At 43.7% G+C, this 18,831-nt stretch carries 18 protein-coding genes and 1 tRNA gene; all 19 read right to left on the bottom strand.

Annotated elements, in window-relative coordinates:
• Positions 1–320: 320 nt before the first annotated feature.
• Entirely contained in the window at positions 321–635 is a 315-nt protein-coding gene (locus SCRDD08_RS03285) for an inorganic diphosphatase (protein ID WP_061422424.1), read from the bottom strand.
• Positions 636–844: 209 nt separating this feature from the next.
• A complete protein-coding gene (locus SCRDD08_RS03280) occupies positions 845–1,018 on the bottom strand; it encodes a transposon-encoded TnpW family protein (RefSeq protein ID WP_061422423.1) in 174 nt (57 codons plus the stop codon).
• A gap of 142 nt (positions 1,019–1,160) precedes the next feature.
• Positions 1,161–1,925: a class I SAM-dependent methyltransferase gene (locus tag SCRDD08_RS03275; protein ID WP_061422422.1), complete on the bottom strand. Its 765-nt coding sequence runs from the start codon at positions 1,923–1,925 to the stop codon at positions 1,161–1,163.
• A 447-nt stretch (positions 1,926–2,372) separates the two neighbouring features.
• Positions 2,373–3,254, bottom strand: a complete 882-nt coding sequence (locus SCRDD08_RS03270; RefSeq protein WP_001018995.1) for a class II fructose-bisphosphate aldolase — start codon at positions 3,252–3,254, stop codon at positions 2,373–2,375.
• 182 nt (positions 3,255–3,436) lie between these two features.
• Positions 3,437–3,522, bottom strand: a tRNA-Leu gene (locus SCRDD08_RS03265).
• A 131-nt stretch (positions 3,523–3,653) separates the two neighbouring features.
• Complete coding sequence (gene rbfA / locus SCRDD08_RS03260; protein ID WP_061422421.1) at positions 3,654–4,004, bottom strand: 30S ribosome-binding factor RbfA; 351 nt, start codon at positions 4,002–4,004, stop codon at positions 3,654–3,656.
• Between the two features lie 330 nt (positions 4,005–4,334).
• Positions 4,335–7,136, bottom strand: coding sequence for a translation initiation factor IF-2 (gene infB / locus SCRDD08_RS03255; RefSeq protein WP_061422420.1), 2,802 nt, complete (start codon positions 7,134–7,136; stop codon positions 4,335–4,337).
• A gap of 16 nt (positions 7,137–7,152) precedes the next feature.
• The gene (locus SCRDD08_RS03250) at positions 7,153–7,452 is read right to left on the bottom strand and encodes a YlxQ-related RNA-binding protein (RefSeq protein WP_005590926.1); all 300 of its coding nucleotides are present in this window, start codon (positions 7,450–7,452) and stop codon (positions 7,153–7,155) included.
• Positions 7,445–7,741, bottom strand: a complete 297-nt coding sequence (rnpM, locus tag SCRDD08_RS03245; RefSeq protein ID WP_045498837.1) for an RNase P modulator RnpM — start codon at positions 7,739–7,741, stop codon at positions 7,445–7,447. Before rnpM ends, SCRDD08_RS03250 begins: the two co-directional genes overlap by 8 nt.
• An 11-nt stretch (positions 7,742–7,752) precedes the next feature.
• Entirely contained in the window at positions 7,753–8,988 is a 1,236-nt protein-coding gene (gene nusA, locus SCRDD08_RS03240; RefSeq protein ID WP_330997115.1) for a transcription termination factor NusA, read from the bottom strand.
• 63 nt (positions 8,989–9,051) lie between these two features.
• Complete coding sequence (gene rimP / locus SCRDD08_RS03235) at positions 9,052–9,540, bottom strand: ribosome maturation factor RimP (RefSeq protein ID WP_045498833.1); 489 nt, start codon at positions 9,538–9,540, stop codon at positions 9,052–9,054.
• A 134-nt stretch (positions 9,541–9,674) separates the two neighbouring features.
• The gene (pknB, locus tag SCRDD08_RS03230; protein ID WP_061422419.1) at positions 9,675–11,552 is read right to left on the bottom strand and encodes a Stk1 family PASTA domain-containing Ser/Thr kinase; all 1,878 of its coding nucleotides are present in this window, start codon (positions 11,550–11,552) and stop codon (positions 9,675–9,677) included.
• A complete protein-coding gene (locus SCRDD08_RS03225) occupies positions 11,549–12,289 on the bottom strand; it encodes a Stp1/IreP family PP2C-type Ser/Thr phosphatase (RefSeq protein WP_061422418.1) in 741 nt (246 codons plus the stop codon). Before SCRDD08_RS03225 ends, pknB begins: the two co-directional genes overlap by 4 nt.
• Positions 12,290–12,307: 18 nt before the next feature.
• The gene (gene rsmB / locus SCRDD08_RS03220) at positions 12,308–13,624 is read right to left on the bottom strand and encodes a 16S rRNA (cytosine(967)-C(5))-methyltransferase RsmB (RefSeq protein WP_196756166.1); all 1,317 of its coding nucleotides are present in this window, start codon (positions 13,622–13,624) and stop codon (positions 12,308–12,310) included.
• Positions 13,614–14,552: a methionyl-tRNA formyltransferase gene (fmt, locus tag SCRDD08_RS03215; RefSeq protein ID WP_061422416.1), complete on the bottom strand. Its 939-nt coding sequence runs from the start codon at positions 14,550–14,552 to the stop codon at positions 13,614–13,616. Before fmt ends, rsmB begins: the two co-directional genes overlap by 11 nt.
• A gap of 100 nt (positions 14,553–14,652) precedes the next feature.
• Positions 14,653–17,058, bottom strand: a complete 2,406-nt coding sequence (locus SCRDD08_RS03210) for a primosomal protein N' (RefSeq protein ID WP_061422415.1) — start codon at positions 17,056–17,058, stop codon at positions 14,653–14,655.
• Positions 17,059–17,109: 51 nt separating this feature from the next.
• Positions 17,110–17,424: a DNA-directed RNA polymerase subunit omega gene (gene rpoZ, locus SCRDD08_RS03205; protein ID WP_005590937.1), complete on the bottom strand. Its 315-nt coding sequence runs from the start codon at positions 17,422–17,424 to the stop codon at positions 17,110–17,112.
• 26 nt (positions 17,425–17,450) lie between these two features.
• Positions 17,451–18,083, bottom strand: a complete 633-nt coding sequence (gene gmk / locus SCRDD08_RS03200; RefSeq protein WP_152902276.1) for a guanylate kinase — start codon at positions 18,081–18,083, stop codon at positions 17,451–17,453.
• A gap of 112 nt (positions 18,084–18,195) precedes the next feature.
• Positions 18,196–18,729 carry a YceD family protein gene (locus SCRDD08_RS03195; protein ID WP_061422414.1) on the bottom strand — a complete coding sequence of 178 codons (534 nt, stop codon included), beginning with the start codon at positions 18,727–18,729 and terminating at the stop codon, positions 18,196–18,198.
• Positions 18,730–18,831: the final 102 nt, after the last annotated feature.

Below are 18,831 nucleotides of genomic sequence, written 5' to 3'. Positions count from 1 at the left end.
TTTACAGTTGCAACGATTCTTCTGGCTACAAGCGGTGGTCTCTTCTTACTCAAAAAGAAAGAAGCGTAAACATTTCTATTCTGCTAGATAGAACTTTGCTCATGACAGCCACCTAAATACAAAAATCGCATGGACAAATCATCTCAGTTTCATCCATGCGATTTTTTTCGTGACTTATGATCTTGCAATTTGATCCGATATTGAGGAAAGCTTAATCGAATATAGACTTTCATTATTAAGCTAAACCAGTTAGAACAGCACTGACAAGAGCCGATTTCTGGTCTTTATCATGGATTTTAGATACTTGAATCGCTGCACTCTTACACCATCTCAATCCAGGAATCAAAATACTGCTCCATAAATTGAGTCTGCTCCGCTATCAAAATTTTGTCAATCTCCTCATTAGCAGGAGCCAAGACCCACTTGTCTTCTATATCATCACGCCGATGGATGATAGCAACCAACTTTCCTGTAAAATTTTCCAGAGGCTGCTGCTGGTCACGGGAAATAATATACACATCCTGCTCTTCGCCATCTCCACCCATCAGCTTAGGGATATAGCCATAATTAATCAGATAGACATTCCCAAAAGAATCTTTAAAACCGACCGGCCGATCAATAACAGCGCTAAACATTTTTTCCTTGCATTTCAACCTTTCTTTACCTCCATCAGCTACTTTCTAGCTTCATTATACAAGAAAAATCCCGCCGGAGCGAGCCTTTCTATCTATATCCTGATTATTCGTTTATATTTCCTATATTATGCAAGCCTTGCACCACATAAAATTAGAATAGACTTCGCTGTTTTTCCTGTTGCTACTTGTCAAGGACTTTTTAATCAAAATCATCTTTTTTCGTCCGATTTTCTCCTAAGCTCCCTCAGCATTATTTTTGTAAGTTTATCTTGCATTGTTTCAGTTGCATTTTCATTGAAATGGACAAGAACCTCATAGGTGGTCTTTCCAATCTTTCTCTTTGTGCTACTGCCTTTTTTATCTGTATTTTTCAGTTCTTTCATAAATTCTCCTTCCCGTTTTTGAATGTTTGACAACAAAAAAGGAAGTAGCGGCTATTTGCTTTTACTTTGACAAACTGGAATTTAGATTTTAACCCTTACGGAAAATAAAACAGCCTATTCTCCTAAAGTATATTCTATAATATTATAGTTTAATACAGAGTGTAGCTATATAGTCATTTCCATAACGTGATAATCGATTTCTTTTGTCACACGATTCATAAAAATCGATCATAGCGAGACCATTTTTAAGTTGTCCTCTAATCTGACTTTCTAAGGTGTGGCTAAATTCATATCCATATTCTGGATTTATGGTTATCTTTCCTTCCTCTTCAAGCTCTCTTGAATTAAAAGGTATTGAAAACTTTAACAGTAATTCCTCATCGGGTTTATCCCATACAGTGTCAGCATCGTACATGTATATCCAAGGATTCATAAATCCGACCATTAACAATCCACCCTTTTTCAATACTCGAGCGGCTTCTTTATATACGTTTTCTAAATCTTCTATATATACATTTGAAACCGGATTAAAAATAATATCAAAAGTTTCATTTTCAAATGGAAACGGTTTTGTCATATCGCCTTGAACGGTATTGATTTTTAAGCCTTCTCTTTTAGCAACCAACTCATCTCTTTGTAATTGTGATTTAGAAAAATCCATTATAGTTACATCATAACCTTTTGCAGCGAAAACTGGTCCCTGCTGTCCACCACCACAAGCTAACCCTAATATCTTTTTTCCGTTGGCTTTTTCAAACCATTCTTTCGGAACTTTTTTCCCAACAGTTAAGGCAACAGAAATGGGATGTTTTCTAACTTCTTCTAATTCTTCATGTATCAATGGCTCAGTGTAGTCATTTTTTACATTATTCCATCTATCTTCATTGAATTTTATATAATCGTTCATCTTATAATCTCCTCGTAATTTTATACTATTTCGATTTAAGTTGGATATATCGCCATCACTTGATTTCATTTTATTATACCATATGTTCAATTACTATGTTTTATGCCATCTTTAATATATTTGAAGCTTTTGTACTAGCTATTCCTGTCATTCTGATTCAAATGTTAAATATCATCGCTCAAGCTCTCGTACTAATGATGATTCTATTTCAACTCACATTTTTCGTCACACACGTATCAGTTTTTTAGCTGAGCAAGGAATTCCACTCGAAGCGATTCAAGATCGTGTTACAGATATCTATTTGCACCTTACACAAAAAACAAAAGATCTCATTATTCCTGTATTAGATTCGTTAACTAAATAAGTGTGGCAAATTTGTGACAAAACAAAGAAAAAAGGTTTATCCAAATTGGATAAACCCTGTTATATCAAGCTTTTACAAGCTTCTTATGCTTTACCTTCTGAACCGAATACGTCGATACGTTCTTCAACTGATGCTTGGATAGCTTTTACACCGTCAGCCAAGAATTTACGTGGGTCGAAGAGTTTCTTCTTGTCGTATTCTGCTTCGTTTGCTTCATAGTCACGAGCAAATTTACGAGTTGCGTTAGCGAATGCGATTTGGCATTCAGTGTTAACGTTAACTTTCGCAACACCAAGTTTGATAGCTGCTTGGATTTGGTCATCAGGAATACCTGAACCACCGTGCAATACGATTGGAAAACCTGGAAGAGCTTCTGTCAATTTCTTCAAGTGGTCAAGGTCAAGACCTTCCCAGTTTGCAGGGTAAGGACCGTGGATGTTCCCGATACCAGCTGCCAAGAAGTCAATTCCAGTTGCAACCATTGCTTTAGCGTCTTCGATTGGAGCCAATTCACCTTTACCGATGATACCGTCTTCTTCACCACCGATAGTACCAACTTCAGCTTCTACTGAGATACCTTTAGCGTGTGCTTTTTCAACAACGTCTTTAGCCAATTTAAGGTTTTCTTCAACTGGAAGGTGTGAACCGTCAAACATGATTGAAGTGTAACCAACTTCGATACACTCAAGTGCATCTTCGTAATGACCGTGGTCAAGGTGGATCGCTACTGGTACAGTGATACCCATTGATTCAACAAGGTTAGCGATCAAGTTGCGAGCAACTTTATAACCACCCATATATTTAGCAGCACCCATTGAAGTTTGGATCAAAACTGGTGCTTTTTTAGCTTCTGCTGCGCGCAAGATAGCTTGAGTCCACTCAAGGTTATTTGTGTTAAATCCACCAACTGCATAACCATTGTCACGAGCTGCTTGGACAAATTTTTCTGCTGAAACGATTGCCATTTGTAATAGGCCTCCTCTAATTTTTTGTGGAATGAACCACTTACATTGTTTATTTTATCACTTTTTCATTAAAATTGCTAGTTTTTCCTGAAATTTTAAGTAATTCCCAAGCAATTTTTGAATTCAGACATCTTCAGCTTCTTTGAGAAAACAAAAAAACTGACCGAAGTCAGCTAATCCTATGCGGAGAGAGGGACTTGAACCCTCACGACCTAAAGCGGTCACAGGATCCTTAGTCCTGCGCGTCTGCCAATTCCGCCATCCCCGCGATTGAGTACTTTACTAGTATAACAGGATAATCTCCACTTGTCAACACCTTTTTTCAAAACTTTTAAAAAGTATTTTCAAAAATAAAAATGAGACAGGGCTCGTAAACACTGCCCCATCTCACTCTTTTCATTAATGTTTTTCTAAATTGCGTAACATTTGATCAATCTTATCACCGTACTCAATAGACTCATCTTTGACGAAAGTCAAATCTGGAATCTTATACATCTTGAGGTTTCGGCCAAGTTCACGCTTAATGGTACCGGTTGCTTTTTCCAAGCCCAGCTGTGCCTTTTGATTATCTGAAGCCAAGTCACTCATGATGCTATAGTAGACCTTGGCCATAGACAGATCGCCCAGCATTTGAACATCGGTAATGGTCACACCTTGGACACGTGGATCACGGACCTTCTTTTGCAAAATCTCATTGACTTCACGCTTGATTTCCATTCCTACACGGTCGGTACGAAAATGATTTGCCATAGGATTTCCTTTCTAATCTTTTCTTCTGCAATATGAGGCTGGGACAAAAGTCCTAGCCTCTCAATTGTCTTTGGATTATCGAGCAAGACGCAGTGGTTGAGTGGGCTCTACTACGCTGATTTCATCAGCTTTTACAGCCCTACTCAACTGTGCGGAGGTGGGACGACGAAATCGAATTCTAACGAATTACCGATTTCTGTCCCACTCTCATATTTTTAATTTTGGTTGAATGAAATTCGCTCTAAACTCTTTGTGAAAAGGTGCTTGGGATAGAAGTATCGACTTCCACCCAATATGCTTTTCACTGGGAGTCTTTACAGATTTCTTAGCTTATTTCTTAATTTCTTCCATGATATAGGCTTCAATCGTATCATCCACTTGGATATCGTTATAGCCGTCAATCATGAGACCACCTTCGCGGCCGTTTGTAACTTCTTTCACATCATCCTTGAAGTGCTTCAAGCTAGCCAACTGACCGTCGTAAATTACGACGCCATCACGGATGACACGAACCTTAGAATCACGGGTAACTTTACCATTGATAACCATAAATCCACCGATAGTACCAACTTTGGAAACTTTGAAAGTTTCGCGGATAAGGGCTTCCCCGATGATTTTTTCTTGGTATTCTGGGTCCAGCATTCCTTTCATGGCATCTTCCATTTCTTCGATAACCTTATAGATAATGCTGTGAAGACGGATTTCTACATCATCAGCCTCTGCTTGCTGGCGAGCTTGTGGTGTAGGGCGAACGTTAAATCCAATGATAAAGGCATTTGAAGCTTCTGCCAATGTTACGTCAGACTCATTGATGGCACCAACCGCTGAGTGGACAATGGTAATCTTAACGCCTTCCACTTCAATCTTCTGCAAGGAAGCAGCCAAGGCTTCTACAGAACCTTGTACGTCGGCTTTGATAATGACGTTAACAGACTTAACTTCACCAGCTTTGAGGGTATCAAAGAGATTTTCCAGACTGACACGATGAGTAGCTTGACGTTGCTTGAGAAGGGCACGTTTAGCACGTTCTTCACCAGCTGCACGCGCAGCTTTTTCATCTTCATAGACGGCGAAGTGGTCACCTGCCATCGGAGTTTCATTAAGACCTGTGATAGAAACTGGCGTAGATGGACCTGCCACTTTGACACGACGACCTAAGTCATTGGTCATAGCACGGACACGTCCGAAGGTATTTCCGACAACGATTGGATCTTGAACATTCAGCGTACCTTGTTGGACAAGAAGGGTTGCAACTGCACCTTTTCCTTTATCCAAACGGGCTTCGATAACCGTACCGATAGCGCGAACTGTCGGATCTGCTTTGAGTTCCTGAATTTCTGCTACAAGTAGAACTGTTTCCAAAAGTTCATCGATGTTTTGGTTGAACTTAGCTGAGATTTCAACAAACTCAGAATCTCCACCCCAAGCAGTTGACATAACACCATGCTCAGCCAATTCACCAATCACGCGCTCAGGATTAGCACCTGGCTTATCGATCTTGTTGATAGCCACAATAATTGGCACATTAGCGGCTTTAGAGTGGTTGATCGCTTCAATAGTCTGAGGCATAACACCGTCATCAGCTGCTACGACCAAGATGGTAATATCGGTAACAGAAGCACCACGCGCACGCATCGAAGTAAAGGCCGCGTGTCCAGGCGTATCCAAGAAAGTAATCTTCTTGCCATTTTCCTCAATCTGGTAGGCACCGATATGCTGAGTTATACCACCTGCTTCACCTGTCGCAACGCGAGAGTTACGTAGAGTATCCAAGAGGGTTGTTTTACCATGGTCAACGTGTCCCATGATAGTGACAACTGGCGGACGCTCTACCAATTCAGCTGGATTGATATAGCCTTCTTCGACAAAGAAGCGCTCAATATCAGCCGTATCCACTTCTACCTTCTTCTTAGCTTCGATACCGTAGTCCACCATGAGGAGCTCAATAGTATCACCGTCAAGAGATTGGTTTTGTGTTGCCATCACGCCCATCATAAAGAGCTTCTTAACAATTTCAGCTGGCTCGCGCTTGATCCGTTTTGCGATTTCCGCAACGGTCATGCCATCTGTGTATTCGAATTCGTTTGGCAACTCATGGAACTTGCGTTCTGTAACAGGTTTTGGAACCTGATTCTGGTTACCTTTTCCTTTTTTATTTTTCTTATTGTTATTCCAGTTACTATTTCTTTGATTTCTCACTTGATTTTGACTATTTCGATTCTTTTGTTGTTTTCTTGGACCTTCTTCTTCGCGATCAAAATCATCGCGCTTCTTATCTGGTCGAGCTTGCTTTTTACGACGAGTATCTACCGCAGCTTGTACTGGTGCAGGAGCAGCCGGTTGGACTGTTTCAGCCGGAGTAGCTTTAAATACTTCAGCAGTTGTTGGCTCTGCTTGGACTGGCTCTTTTCGTCTATTCTGGCGTTCATGTGCCTCTTTAGCTGCTTGAGCCTGTTTAAAACGCTCCTCACTAGAACGGGCATACTCCGCATTTTGCTCTGCTTTCAGAGCTGCTGCCCGAGCCTTAAAGTCAATTTTCGGCCCTTGAGGCTGTTGGCGGTTTTGACCGTTAAATCCTTGATGATTCTGACCATTCCGACGACCATCTTGACCACGATTATCACGACGGTCATTGCGACGCTCTTGGCGATCATTGTTGGCCTTGCGGTCATGACGATCACGCTCATTACTTTCCTTCTGGTCAGAATTTTGTGGTTTCCGATTTTGTTGCTGCTTACGTCGCTCTGCTTGTTCCTTGGCACGTGCTTCACGCTCTGCCTTAAAATTTCGACTTTGTGGCCGAGCTGGAGCTGGTTTAGCTGGAGCTTCAGCGGTCGATGCTTCGACAGCCTTTGGCTCTTCTTTTCTAGCAGAGGCCACTTCCTTTTGGACTGGAGCAGCTGGTTTTTCAGCTACTTTATTTGGTGCTGGCTGGACAGCCGCTTCTTTCTTTGGAAGAGGCTTAGCAACTTCTTTAGTAGCGAAGCTAGCCTTGATGCGTTGGCTTGCTTCTTCTTCTACGCTGGAAGAATGGCTTTTGACTTCTAGGCCTAAATCCTTAGCCCGAGCTACTACCTCTTTACTTTCCTTCCCCAATTCTTTTGCGATTTCGTACAATCTAATTCTAGACAATTCTTGTCCTCCTCTTCTATTGCATAAGAGACCTCATTTTCTTTGTAAAACCAGCATCTGTGATGGCGGCTACTTTACGAGCCTTGCCAATCGCAGTGCTTAATTCCAGTGTTGAAAACACGGTTGACACTTCTATCTTGTAATAATGGCTTTTATCAGTAATCTTTTTTGTCAGATTTGGTCCTGCATCTTCAGCTAGAAAGATCAGATGAACCTTTCCTTCTTGGATGGCTTTGATGACCAATTCTTCTCCTGAAATGATGCGGCCAGCCCGCTGGGCCAAACCCAGCAAGTTTGCTAGTTTTTCTTTATTCAAGACCCAACTCTCTTCTCTTGACCTTGTGATCGACATAGGCAATCAGCTCGTCGTAGAAGCTTTCTTCTACTTCCATACTGAAACTACGGTTAAAGACCCGTTTTTTCTTGGCCTGCTGAGCTTCTTCATTATCTAGCTTGATATAAGCGCCCCGCCCATTGGCCTTGCCTGTCGGATCAATGAATACCTGACCTTCTTTATTCTTGACGATGCGCAACAGATCACGCTTGTCAATCACTTCATTTGACACAACTGATTTTCTTAAAGGGATTTTTCTTGTTTTTGCCATATCTGCCTCCCTTATTCTGCGGCTACTGCTTCACTTTCTTCGAGTTCGATTTCAGTTGCCACTTCTGTATCATTCAGCTCTTCCGCTTCAAATTCTGCTGAAGGAGCATCTACTTCGGCTGGTACGTAATCTTGGCCAAATCCACCAAGCTCGTTGGCTGCTTCCATTGCTTCAAATTCGCTAGCTGACTTGATATCAATTCTAAAGCCAGTCAAATGAGCTGCCAAGCGAACGTTTTGACCACGACGGCCGATAGCCAGAGAAAGCTTATTATCTGGCACGACAACCAAAGCTCGCTTGTTGTCTTCTGCATGGAAGATAACTTGATCGACCTCAGCTGGAGCAATGGCATTGTAGATGTACTCGGCTGGATCGGCAACCCATTCGATGACATCGATATTTTCCTCAGTCGGAATCATACGGCCACTTTTGGCATCATATTTGGCTGGGTGGAATTTGCTGGTAATCTTCTTGATATTGGCACCACCACGTCCGACGATTGTTCCGATGGCATCCACATTAGGGTTGTGGCTGCGAACCGCTACCTTGGTCCGATCGCCTGCTTCCCGTGACACGCTCATGATTTCCACAGTTCCGTCATAGACTTCAGGGATTTCCTGCTCCATCAAGCGCTTGATCATTTCTGGATGGCTGCGGCTGACAAAGACGTTGACTCCGCGGGGATTGTCCTCCACCTTGTAGACAAAGACCTCGATACGGTCGTGAGAAGCAAAGACTTCGCCGGGAATCTGGTCCTGCTTGGACAGCTGCGCTTCAATACTGCCTAGATTGACATAGATAAAGCGATTATCAAAGCGCTCCACTGTTCCTGACATAATCTCATTTTCATGTTCTTTGTAGGTATTGTAAGTGATAGCACGGGTTTGCTTTCGCATCTTTTCCATGATGGTCTGCTTGGCAGATTGAGCTGCTACTCGGCCAAATTCAGCTGGCGCTTCTTCAAACTTGATCTTGTCTCCTAGCTCATAGGCAGAGCTGATAGCCAAGGCATCCTTGAGGCTAATTTCCAAGCGGCTGTCAAAGACCTCGTCCACGACTTCACGGACAGTATAGACATGGAAATCACCTGTTTTTTCATTAAACTCAATTGCTGCGCTGTCTGCCTGACCGTAGCGACGACGATAAGCAGAGCGAAGGGATTCTGTCACTGCTTCGATAATATCTTCTTTTTTAATACCTTTGTCCTCTTCCAAAATACGGAAGGCCTCTAGCATTTCTTTACTCATCTTCATGTAACTTTTGCTGAAGCAAAAGTATTCCTTTCTTCATTATATTATTGCGATCTGTTACTAAAATTTAACGGCCAGTCTTGCTTTTGACACTAGATTATATGGAATTTCAACTTCTTTTTTGCGTGTTTTATCCATATATTCCATGAGCAAGACATCGTCTTCAAATCCAAGTAACGTTCCTTCGAAAACCTTATTTTTATCCAGTGCCTTATAAAGACTGACATGGATATAGCTTCCAACTGCAGCTGCCACAGCTTCCTTGGTCTTCAGCGGACGCTCCAAGCCTGGGCTAGTCACTTCCAGAAAATACTGGTCAGGAAAAGGATCGGGCTTGATAGAGTCCAACAGAGGACTGATAATATCGGTCAAATCTGCTGTATCATTGACCGTAATCCCCTCGGGCTTGTCTACAAAAACACTGAGAACATAGTCACCGCCCATCTTGCCATATTCAATATCTACTAATTCATAGGGGTCTTGGATGGCTGGCTCAATGACTTCTCTTACTAATTCAACAATCGTTGCGATAAGACTGCACCTCCTCACAGACAAGAGGCGAAGATACTTCCTCGCCTCTCTTTTATATTCACTAAAATGATTATAGCATAGTCTGCCTTGAAAATCAAGGGATATACTTCTAATTCTCTACAAAGTCTAAAGAATAACTGTAGCTAGACGCCTTATTGATGGTCCGTCGATGCTGTTGTAGAGCTGCTAGAAGAGCTAGAGTGACTTTCACTCTCACTCGTGGTGCTGCTGGAAGGCGATGACGACGATGAACGTTCGCTTGTACTAGAAGAACTTGTTACCGTACCGTCTGTCACGTAGAAAGTAATCTTGGTATTTGATTTCAATTTAATACCTTGACCAGCTGCTGGAGACTGGGATGTCACCAAATCAGCTTGACTGGACTCCACGGAGCGATCAATCACTCGCTCAATACGAGACGAAGCGATTCCCATCTCCATCAGATAGGACCGTGCATAGGCGTACGAAACTTGGAGATGACCAAAGTCCGGCATTGGAACAGTAGTTACTGTTTTAGCAACAGTCAGAGTAATCTGTTTATTTGATGTCACATCATAAGAAGAACCTGCAGCTGGGGTTTGGCTGATGATCACTCCTTCTTCAACATCAGAACTTTCTTCTTCTACAATCTTGATCAGCTTCTCAGGAATATTGTAAGTGCTTTTCAGATCTTCAATCGCCTCTGAGGACTTCTTACCAACATAATTTTCTACCGTAAAGGTTTTTGCTCCTTTGGAGACAATCAAATCCACTTTACTGTTTTCACGGCGTTGACTATTAGCTGGTGGATCTGTCTTGATGATCTTACCTTCCGCCACTTTATCACTATAGTCCTCCTTGATTTCTCCTACCTCAAGGCCCTTAGCAGTAATGGTCGAACGGGCTTCTGCCACTGTTTGTCCTGCTACATCTGGAACTGTAGTATTAGCAGGACTCTTGTAGATCAGAAAGAAGAAGGCTGCAAAAACTAAGAGAATAGCTAAGAACAGAACTTTGTATCTAGCTCTTAAATGACGTTTTTTCGTTTTTTTGACTGGAGCTTTTAAAACAGGGGTCTCTCTCTTCACATCAGCTGCAACTTTAGGCGCCACTGCTTCTGCAACAGGACTTGGAGCTGATTGAGGAACTGGAGGAACTTTTGGCAAAGTTTTAGTATCTGCCTTGGCCCCATCATCAAAGACCAGTTTCTTTTCATTTCGACGGTCATAAGATAAGCTACTGGACAAATCAACATACATCTCTGCAACGGATTGATAGCGATCGCTCAGCTTTTTAGCCGTTGCCTTAATGACCACATTTTCCAAGGCCTGAGGAACATTCGGATTTTCTGCGATGATTGAAGGCAGAGGCTTTTGGAAATGCTGCAAAGCAATCGTCACAGCACTATCTCCGTCATAAGGGATATGCCCTGTCAACATCTCGTAGAAAATAATCCCCATGGCATAAATATCGCTCTGAACAGTGGCTTTGGAACCCCGTGCCTGCTCTGGCGAGAGATAATGCACCGACCCCAGCATCGAATTGGTCTGGGTTAGGCTGGTCTCTGCGAAAGCCACGGCAATCCCAAAATCTGTTACCTTAGCATCGCCATCTGGTGTCAAGAGGACATTTTGTGGTTTTAGATCACGGTGGACAATCCCGCGTGTATGCGCCAGGCGCATAGCCAGCAGGATTTGCCCCATGATTCTAACTGCTTCTTCGTTTGAAAGTGGAGAATTTTCTTTAATATAGCGTTTGAGGTCAAGCCCAGACACATATTCCATGGCCAGATATTGCTGACCATCTTCTTCTCCAATATCTGAAATCCGGACAATGTAAGGATGATCCAAGTCCGCCATTGCTTTGGCTTCTCTTTGGAAGCGGGCAACTGCAATAGGATCCGTCTGATAATTGGTTCTAAGAACCTTTACAGCAACCTCCTCACCATCAAGTATTAGATCTCGCGCCAGATAGACATCTGCCATGCCTCCACGGCCAATCTGTTTGATGATTTTATATCGCCCGGCAAAGATCTTGCCGATTTGAATCATTCCTGTTCCTCCTTGTCAAAACGAACCAGAGCAACTGTGATATTATCCAGCCCTCCAGCATTGTTGGCAAAGCGAATTAAGGTTTCAGTTTTTTCAGATAGGCTGATATCGCTAGTGACAATATCATAAATTTCGCTGTCTGAAATCATATTGGTCAGACCATCACTGTTGAGTAGAAGGTAATCACCATCTTCTAACGTGATCATGCCGTAGTCAGGCTGCACTTCGTCTTTTTGACCGATAGATTGAGTAATAATATTCTTCTGCGGATGGCGTTCCGCCTCTTCTTGTGTAATCTGTCCAGCCTTGAGCAAAGCATTAACAAGTGAATGGTCACTGGTTAATTGGCGGTATTCCTCACCACGAATCAAGCCAATGCGAGAATCACCAATATGAGCATAGATGGCTTGATTATCAATAATGGCTAAGGCTTCTAGCGTCGTGCCCATGCCCTTGTATTCTTCGTCCTGACCAAATTGATGGATGCGCTGATTTTCTTGTTCCAAATGCTCTGCAAACCATTCACGGACTTGGTTCACTGAGTCAATCTGAGTATCAACCCATGCGGCACCCAGGTCTGTTACTGCCATTTCACTGGCAATGTTACCAGCTCTGTGACCACCCATACCATCAGCCAAGATAATCATGGTCTTGCCAGCCCGATTTACAAAAAGATTGGCATAATCTTGATTATTTGTCCGCTTTTGACCAACATCTGTTAATATTGAAATTTCCATACTGTCAGTTTCCTCCTCTTAGTCTGATATCTTCCTAAATTGACTGATAAAAAATCCATCGCTTCCGTATAATTCCGGCGTAATCAAAATACAGCCGTCTTTCACGATATCTTCTCTTTCATGTTCTAGTCTAACTTGCTCAAAATTTGGATGTCTTTCTAGAAATTTCTTAACTACTTCAAAATTCTCTGCAGACACAATCGTGCAAGTACTATAAGTTATTATACCACCTTTACGTAGACTTTGACAAACGCTGTCTAGTATATCCAGCTGAATTTTTTGTAAATTTTCAAAATCAGCGTTTTCTTTATTGTACTTAATGTCTGGCTTGCGGCGAATTAAGCCGATGCCAGAGCAGGGAGCGTCCACTAGGATTTTATCAAAAGCATTTGGTCCAAAAGTCTCAAATACCTTGGTCGCATCCAGTTTTTTAGTCGTGATTTTATCTGCTAAGCCTAAACGTTCTGCATTTTGACGAATCAAGTCCAGCTTATGGTCGTAAAGATCCAAGGCTGTAATCTGACCACTCATCAGATAAGAAGCCATGTGCACAGCTTTGCCACCTGGCGCACTGCAAGCATCCAAAATCTGCTCATTCCCTTCAATATTCAAGGTTGGAGCAACTAGCTGGCTAGACTCGTCTTGAATAGTGATCAAGCCTTTTTCAAAGAACTCATGACCAGCAAAATGGCCTTGCTTCTTGACCAAGGCTGAAGGGGCTAAGAGCGAATCGTCCGCACCCAAAACGGCTTTAATTTCTTCCTTTCGAGCCACATCCGTCACTCGAATGCTGGCCTTGTTGCGCTCAAAGAGACTAGCAAAGATGGCTTCCGCACGTTCTTCCCCGTATTCGTCAATCAACACCTTGACCAGCCAGACCGGCAGAGAATACTGGACTGAGTAGCGCTTATTCTTGCGGTTAATAGTAGTCGGATCGGCTACACCATCCCGCTCGATCTTCCTTAGGATCGCATTGACATATTTTTCACTGCCACACTTACGGCCTTTTGCAATCTCAACAGCTTCATTGACAACAGCATGCTGGGGGATTTTATCCAAATAGAGCATCTGATAAAGGCTGAGCTCAAGCAGAATATAGAGCCAGTTATCTAGTTTATCCCTGTCTTCTACCCAATGAGCCAGTTGCCATTCCAGAGTGATTTTCCGAGCAACTGTACCATAAACCAGCTCCGTAACCAAGCTTTTATCAGCTGAACCGAGAGCACTCTGTTTCAGAGCCTTGTTGAGGGCAATATTGGAATAAGCGCCCTCTTCAAAGACTTCTTCCAGGATTTCCATAGCAAGCTCACGAGCTCTTTTTTGCTTACTTTCCAAATTCATCACCTACTGCTAAACTCCGACCCAGACCATTGAGAAAGTCCTTGATGTCCATCTTAGGCTTGCCGAATGGCTGCACCGTCTTTAGTGAAAGAGCTCCCTCCCCCGCTGCGACGACTAATTCTTTCTTGCTGATCGTCAGGATTTCACCCGGACGACCACTGCCTTCTACTTGGCTAACCTCGTAAATCTTGAAGCGCTGGCCAGCTAGCAAGGTATGGGCCACCGGCCAAGGATTCATGCCCCGAACCTGATTGAAAATCTGGCGACTGGTCTTTGTCCAATCAATCCGCTCTTGTTCTGGGCTGATATTCGGTGAAAAAGTCACCAGCTCTGGATCTTGAGGCTGAGCTTGAATCTCTCCTGCTACATAGGCTGGCAAAACTTCTAAAAGAAGGTCGCGACCAATCACTGCTAGTTTTTCAAAGAGAGTTCCCACATTATCAGACTCTTCAATAGCTGTCGCTCGGCTGGAAATCATATCACCAGCATCCATCTCCTTGACCATCTCCATAATGGTCACACCCGCTTTTTGGTCACCATTTATCAAGGCATAGTGAATGGGCGCTCCGCCACGGTATTTGGGCAAGAGAGACGCATGGACATTCACTGCAAAGTTAACGCTGTCCAGCAAGCGGCTAGGCAAAAATTGACCAAAGGCTGCTGTCACGATGCCGTCAGCCCCTAAGTTCATAATCTCTTCCAAGTCCGCGCTTTTAGCTAACTTTTCTGGTTGGTAAACTGGCAAGCCGTTGGCTAAAGCTACTTCCTTAACCGGTGTCATGCGGATTTCCTTTTTGCGGCCCACCGCTCGGTCTGGCTGAGTAACTACCGCTAAAATCTCATATTGTTCGCTTTCCAGCAGGCCTTTTAAGACCGTTGCTGAAAAGTCAGGCGTTCCCATAAAAATTAATTTCACTGTCATTTCCTCAAATCTGTCGCAAAATCCTGTCACCTGCGACTGTTTTTCTTTCTATTATATCAAAAAAGCGAGCAAAGCTGATAGCTCTCGCTCACTTTCGCCATCAGATAAAATTCTGGGGTTCATTATCAATACTGAGGCGCAGGTTCTTATTTTCCGCTTGCTGCGTTAGTTCCAAGACCCGATCGAGTGTAGCTTGCAGATCATCCTCAAAGCGATACTTCAGTAAAATCTGATAGTGGTAGAGATTGTGGGTTCGAGCAATGGGCTTGGGTGTGGGACCCAAAATTTGCACCTTGTCCGATAAGCCACTCCGTAAAATTTCCATGACCTGATAAGATTTCTTGACTACCGTTTCCTCATCCTTGTGGGACAGGGTCAGCCCGACTGTATAGTAATAAGGCGGATAGCCCAACTGTCGTCGAATTCCCATTTCATAAGCGTAAAAGCCTTCGTAATCCTGCTTTCTGGCAAAGTCAATGGCATAGTGCCGAGGATTGTAAGACTGGATAAAAACTTGTCCAGCTTTTTCAGCCCGACCTGCCCGACCGGCTACCTGAGTCAGTAGCTGAAAGGTCCGTTCCGAAGAACGAAAATCTGGCAGATTCAATGCCGTATCCGCATTAAGGACACCGACCAAGGTCACATTAGGAAAATCCAATCCCTTAGCAATCATCTGAGTTCCCAGCAGAATGTCTGCCTGTCCCTGACCAAAAGCCTCTAGGATTTCTTCATGACTGCCTTTCTTACGGGTCGTATCCACATCCATCCGCAGAATGCGAGCCTCTGGAAAGAGAGTCGTCAGCTCATCATAGGCCTTCTGCGTCCCCGTACCATAGTAGCGGATGCTGTGACTGGCACAATTAGGACAGGTTTGCGGAATGTCCTTGGTGAAGCCGCAGTAGTGGCAATTCATGGTCTTGGTATCCATATGCAGGGTCAGAGAAATGTCACAATTGGGGCAGGTGTCCACCGTGCCGCATTCCCGACACATGACAAAGCTGGAATAGCCTCGCCTGTTGAGCATGAGAACCGTCTGCTCGCCTTTATTTAGACGATCCTGAATAGCTTCTAGCAGGACTGGTGTGAAATTGCTAGCTTCATTTTGCCCGATATAATCTCGGAAGTCCACCACTTGAACCTGAGGAATCTGCGCCAGCGGATTGGCCCGCTTGGTCAGCTGCAAAAAGTCATAAACGCCTCGGCTGGCTCTGGCCCTGCTTTCCAAACTCGGAGTCGCCGAACCCAGCACCAAGACAGCTTGATTGTAACGAGCTCGCAGAAGAGCCACCTCTCTGGCATGGTAGCGAGGATTGGAATCCTGCTTGTAGGAAGACTCATGCTCCTCATCAATGATGATAGCTCCGATATTTGTCAAGGGGGCAAAGATGGCCGAACGAGCACCGACAACGACCTGAGCTTCTCCCCGCTCCACCTTGCGCCACTCATCGTACTTCTCACCGTCAGATAGGCCTGAATGCAAAATAGCTACCTTGTCACCAAAGCGCGAAATAAAGCGATCGGTCACCTGAGGAGTCAGAGAAATTTCCGGCACCAGCATAATTGCCGTTTTACCTTGACCTAGAGCCTCCTCAATCACCTTGAGATAAACCTCGGTCTTGCCACTCCCCGTCACTCCTTCTAGCAAAACGGGCTGAGCGTCAGCTTGACCAATTTTTTCACAAATCGCAGCGACCGCGATTGCTTGCTCCTCATTTAGAACCAGCTTTTTATCCTGTCGCTCCTTTTGGAAATGCGCCGCAGACCGGCTGACCTCTCTCTCCTCTGTATGAAGAAGCTCCTTTTCTAAGAAAATGCTGACCACTGCAGGCGAAAACAGTTTGCGTAGGTTTTTGAGAAGCCCTGATTGCGGATTTTCCAGCAGAAATGCCTGAAGCTCCTGCTGCTTTTTCGCTCGGGCAGAAGGCAGAAACTGAACCAATTGCTCTCTATCAACTTGATACCAGGTTTCTGTCTTGATATGCTTACGGTCCGTCGCTTGGTATTCCAAGCGAATCTTACCAGCCTGAGTCAAGCGCATGAGCTTGGACTGACTTTTCTTGTCCAAATCAGAAAAGCGAAGACTAGCTTCCTGGCCAAAAATGGCCTGCCGCTCTTCGGAAGAAAGCTGCTCCGTTGGATAAAGCAACTTGTCATAGCTGGAATTAAGAAGACTCGGCAACATGGCCTTCAGAATGGAAATTTTATAGGAAAAGACAGACTGGCGCAATTGGTCGGCTAACCAGAGCTGCTCGGCATTGAGAACCGGCCTAAAGTCAAGAACTTCAGCAATATCTTTCAATTCTCCGATATGCCCCGCCAGATCTTTAGCCTCCTCATCAGCCAAGCCAACAATCAGCCCCTGAATCAACCGACCGCCCTTACCAAAAGGCACATGCACCCGCATCCCAGCTTCTAGCATCCCAGAAAACTCCTCTGGAACCGCATAGCTGTATGGTTTATCCGTCTGCATCAGAGGAACATCGACAATAACCTTGGCAACTTTCACACTCTCACCTCACTTTCCCTAAACGAAAAATAAGATTGAGTAACCCCAACCTTAAATTTTCTCACCCTCTTCTTTTTCTTTGGCAATTTGTTCTTTGATCTTGCGCTCTTCTTCTTCTTTGCGCAGGCGTTCTTCTTCCGCACGTCGGCGAACTGCTTCACGTTTTCCTTCTGGATCTGGGTGAATCACAACATTACCAGATTCAATTTCTTCCAAAGCACGTAGCGTTGATTTCACTGATTTAAAATCTTGAGTTGGCTTAGCGCCAGCTTCTAGCTCATGGGCACGCTTAGCTTCTAAGATAACCAAAGAATATTTTGACGGCACCTTGTCTAACAAGGTATCAATAGACGGTTTTAACATCATAACTATTTACCTAATTTCTAACTTTATTAACGGACGACTGCTTCATCCTTAGGAAGCATGTCTTGGTAGTGACCGATGATCCGGTCCACACGAAAATGCTCGGCTTCAATCACACGTTTCACACGTTCAGCTGCCAAAGGCACTTGGTCATTGACAATAGCGTAGTCATACTCTCGCATCAAGGCAATTTCTTCTTTTGCTTTCTCAATTCGCTGAGCAATAACGTCTGCACTGTCTGTACCGCGGCCAACCAAGCGGTCTTTCAGCTCTTCCAAGTCTGGCGGAGTCAGAAAGATAAACACAGCATCGGGCACTTTTTTCTTGACTTGGAGTGCTCCTTGAACTTCAATTTCCAAGAAAACATCTATCCCCTTATCCAAGGTCTCATTGACATAAGTGAGTGGAGTCCCGTAATAATTGCCGACATACTCTGCATACTCGAGCATCTGCCCTTGACGGATCAACTCCTCAAACTCTTCACGAGTGCGAAAGAAATAATCAACACCATCAACTTCTCCAGGACGCTGCGGACGAGTCGTCATAGATACAGAATACTGAAACTGATTGTCCGTACTCTCAAAAATTTCCCGTCTTACTGTTCCTTTCCCAACGCCTGAGGGACCAGAAAAGACAATTAACAAGCCTCGTTCTGTCATCATATCTCCTTCACAGTCTTTCTATCTAGTGTAACAAAATTACGCTCATATTTCAAGAAGATTCAAAGAGATTTCCTTGATAATCCTCCAGAATTATGCTAGATTTTAGACGTTTTTATTCATCAAATAAACCTTGAAGGCTGGCAAAAGGACTGTTGGCTTCTTTCTTCTCCATTTGCTGCCTTTGATAGTCTTCCTCCGTCAGCACCTGCCAGTCATTTCCCGTAGGCATACTCGCACCTGCTTCCTCTTCAGGAGTCAAAACTTTTAACGGAATATGAAGTAAAATATTGTCCGCCACACTAGCTGCCAGATCGATCGAATCCCCCTCAAATGGTAGAACCAAATCATCTTCCAGCAAATCTTTTTGCACAGAGCCATCTTCGACAGAAGCAAAGACTTCATGAACCGCGTAGGCTTCCTCCCTATCAACTGGAGCCATACTGCGACTAGAAGCGAGGGTAATCTTGTAGGTCAAGGTGTAATCCAAAAAATAAAGCCCATTTTCATACTGAGCCTGACCTCTGGCCACGATTTTCTGGATATCTAACACTTCACGATTACGCTCTTGTAGCTCTTGCGCCAAATCAAATTCTTGGTCGAACTGCAAGCCGCCAGCATTCTTCTTAATTTCTTGAATATTTAACATTTCAGCCTCATTTTATATTATTTCTTTCTTCATTATATCATTTTATCGGCCAAATACCTATACCTTAAAAAGTGAATAAAGCAACTAAAAAGAAAATCTCTC

The organism is Streptococcus cristatus, from assembly GCF_001578775.1.
GTDB classification, from domain to species: domain Bacteria; phylum Bacillota; class Bacilli; order Lactobacillales; family Streptococcaceae; genus Streptococcus; species Streptococcus cristatus_A.
This window is presented reverse-complemented; position numbering and strand designations above follow the sequence as displayed.